Source organism: Sutterella seckii, from assembly GCF_009183815.1.
Taxonomy (GTDB): Bacteria; Pseudomonadota; Gammaproteobacteria; order Burkholderiales; family Burkholderiaceae_F; genus Sutterella; species Sutterella seckii.
This window is the reverse complement of the sequence record NZ_WEHX01000155.1, coordinates 1-2,997: the sequence shown is the minus strand read 5'-3', so window position 1 is coordinate 2,997 and position 2,997 is coordinate 1. Positions and strand designations below refer to the sequence as shown.

General features: G+C 57.1%; 4 protein-coding genes. All 4 read right to left on the bottom strand.

Annotated features, from left to right (window positions below; all coding sequences use genetic code 11):
* Positions 1–161: 161 nt before the first annotated feature.
* Positions 162–833, bottom strand: coding sequence for a leucine efflux protein LeuE (gene leuE, locus GBM95_RS11445; protein WP_152159212.1), 672 nt, complete (start codon positions 831–833; stop codon positions 162–164).
* A gap of 134 nt (positions 834–967) precedes the next feature.
* Positions 968–1,702: a DUF4405 domain-containing protein gene (locus GBM95_RS11440; RefSeq protein ID WP_152159211.1), complete on the bottom strand. Its 735-nt coding sequence runs from the start codon at positions 1,700–1,702 to the stop codon at positions 968–970.
* On the bottom strand, positions 1,699–2,355 hold the full coding sequence (locus tag GBM95_RS11435) for a flavodoxin family protein (RefSeq protein ID WP_226963307.1): 657 nt from the start codon (positions 2,353–2,355) through the stop codon (positions 1,699–1,701). Before GBM95_RS11435 ends, GBM95_RS11440 begins: the two co-directional genes overlap by 4 nt.
* A 37-nt stretch (positions 2,356–2,392) precedes the next feature.
* Positions 2,393–2,776, bottom strand: a complete 384-nt coding sequence (locus tag GBM95_RS11430; protein ID WP_226963308.1) for a DUF362 domain-containing protein — start codon at positions 2,774–2,776, stop codon at positions 2,393–2,395.
* Positions 2,777–2,997: the final 221 nt, after the last annotated feature.

Below are 2,997 nucleotides of genomic sequence, written 5' to 3'. Positions count from 1 at the left end.
CCTGTTTTACGAATGAGAGTACCCTCTATGCACAGGCGGCCTGACCCCAAGCGCCACACAGCACCATCCGTCAACTATTAAATACCTTTGTTAATAAAGTGCGAATGCCGCCGCCTTTTCAATACAACCCGGCATCACCCGCTGAAGACGACTGCCGGTGATCAGGCATCGAGCATGAGCTTTCCGGCAAACATCAGGAAGAGGCTTCCGAGTGCCGTATTGCCGAGCTTCGCGACGCCGGGGTTCCTCGCGAGAAGCTTGAGGCAGTCCGCGCCCACCGTCACCAGCAGCGAAAGCCACGTGAAGCTGATCGCCTGCAGAATGAGCGCCAGAATGAGATATGAAATTCCAGTGTGCGCGTAGGATTCGTCGATGAACTGAACGAAGAACGAAACATAGAAGAGAATCGCCTTCGGGTTCGTAAGGGAAAGCGCAAGCGCCGTACGGAAGGACTTCATCACCGCGCCCTTTTGCGGGGATGCTTTTGCGCCCCCATCGATCTGCGCGGGCTTTCCTTCTCCCTTCTTCTTCACGAAGAAGGTATTCCAGATCACCTTGCCGCCGAGCCAGGCGAGGTAGAGGCCGCCCGCAACCTTCACCCAGGTGAAGATCATCGGGTGCGCCTTGATGGCCGCAGCAATGCCGATGTAGGCGAGGAAGATCAGAACCGAATCACCGATCATGACCGCGGCAATCGCCGCAGAGGCAGCGCGCCGTCCCTCAAGAACGCTGGTCTTGAGGACGTAAAGCGTATTGGGCCCGGGCGCAAGAACAATCATGAGCGCACCGAGCGTATAGATCCAGGGATTCAGAATGCCGAACTGTTCGAGCATGGGCTACTCCTCGACTGACCGGATATTCAGGGAAAAAATGCGGCCGCACATTGTATCAAATTGCGCCCTCCGCATCACGCAAACCTGAAGCCGGAGAGAAGCCCCGGCGGTCGAAGGAGCTGGCGTGCGGCCCGTCACGGCCGGCCTTTAAGCGCCTCTCTAAAAAACCCGAAGCCCGTTCGCAGGAAGGCGGCGGAGGCCGCAGTGCCGACGAAAAGGAGCAGGCAGTCAAGCGGCATCAGTCCCGGGAGTTCCTCGAGCTCAACCGGAATGTAGGCGCTCTGAAATTCAAGCATAAGATCCACCTCGCGCCTCATGAATGCGAGGGGCGCGAGGAGGACGGCGAGGACTCCAAGCGCGCCCATTGCGAGCCTGAGGCCGCGCTTTCCCGCGATCCCCGGGAAAACGACTTCCCAGTTGAGTCCCAGATGAATGGCGGCTAAGAACCACGCCCAGACGGAGAGCGCGACATGGGCCGTGCGGTAGTCGAGGTCCATCCTCCACTCGTCGGGCGTCGCCCATGCAAAGAGCGACTGCGAAGCCATGATGCCGCTCACGATCGAGGCGATGAAAAGAAGCGTGAGGAGAAAGTTGAGGGCAATCACGCACCAGCGTCCGATGCCGGGCTTTTTCCTCCTCACTTTCGATTTCCCGAGCACCTGCCGGAGAATCCCTGAATACCAGTTCCTGTTCGCCCATGCATGAAGACCAAACGCCAGGATTGCGGCGACGCCCAGAACCTCGTGAACGGGATTGAGCGTATAGCGGTCCATCATGATGGCGAAGAGCATCAGGAATAGGAAGCGGTCGAAGCGGATCCTCAGGAGCCACAACCGCCCGGGATCCTCCGGCAGGAATTGCTTCATCATGAGATCCTCACCTTCTGCCCGAGTTCATAGGCTTCCTTCGGATAGTCCGACGCTTCGATCGAGGAGCGCGTGCCGCAGCCGTAGCCGAGCACCATTCCGACGTCCTCCCAGTCCATATAGCGGCAGAGCGTCTTGTAGTGGCTCACAAGCGATTCGAAGGTCCAGTCCTGCGAATTCCAGGCTGTCGCAAGAAGTACTGCCCGGCGGCCGTGGTGAAACTGCGTATTGATGGCATAGAAGCGGTCGATCACGAGCTTCAGCTGCGCCGAGAAGCCGTAGTAGTAGAGCGGCGTGCAGAAAACGATCAGGTCGCTTTCAAGTAGATGAGGATTGAGCTCGAACATGTCGTCGCGGTAGACGCAGGGCGAAGCGCCGAGCCCGCATCGATCGCAGCCGCTGCAGGCCGTGACGCGCCGGAAGGCGGAGTCGAAGCGAAAAACCTCGGCTCCCTGCTCTCTCACGCCGCGAATGAATTCATCGGCAAGCAGAAAGGACGTGCCGCGACGGTGGGGACTCCCCGTGATGACGGTTACTTTCTTTCCGCCTGGAGCGGCGAGTGCCGGAAGGGATCCCGCGCTCATAAAACCTGCGGCCGCGGCGGCCGCACCGGTTCGAAGCGCATCTCTGCGCGAAAAATGAATGACATCAGACATTTGGGGTCTCCTGAAGAGTAATTTTCAATGTCGAATATCAGATGCGTACGAGCCGGTAGGCGCGGCTCCCGGAGCCGATTCCTTCCAGGCACTCGAGCTGGAGGTAGCCGGAATCGATCTTTTCGCGAAGCGAGAGTTTTCTCGCCTCATCGGGCTTCAAGCCCCAGACGAGATCGCAGGCCGCCTGATCGACTGCCGTCGGATCGAGCGAACCCAGGATTCCGAGGTCTCCCGACCGGGGCTTCGCGCCGACGAAGCGGTCTGCGTGCATGCCCGTAATGATGCTGATCGAAATGAGCCGGTCGCCGAGACGGTCCTTCACGCCTTTGGCAGCGTCGGCAAGCCTCGTGTAGAAGCCTTCCGAACGCTCGTAGCCGGGGCCGTGGATGATCGACTTGTCGTCGGGCGAGACGAGCCCGATGCCGATGTTCTATCAAAAACAATTTTTACATATTGTTTCATTTATTGTTCTTTAGCGAACAAAAAACATTCTCATTTTCCTCACGATTTAAATTGCCAAATATTTCTCTTTTATTTCAATAATGGGGACTTCCATAAAATAAATGCCTGTAAATTCTGAAAATTTCAGAGTTTACAGGCATGAAAAATGGGGGTTTTGTGTTATAATTGAATTTGCGAAAA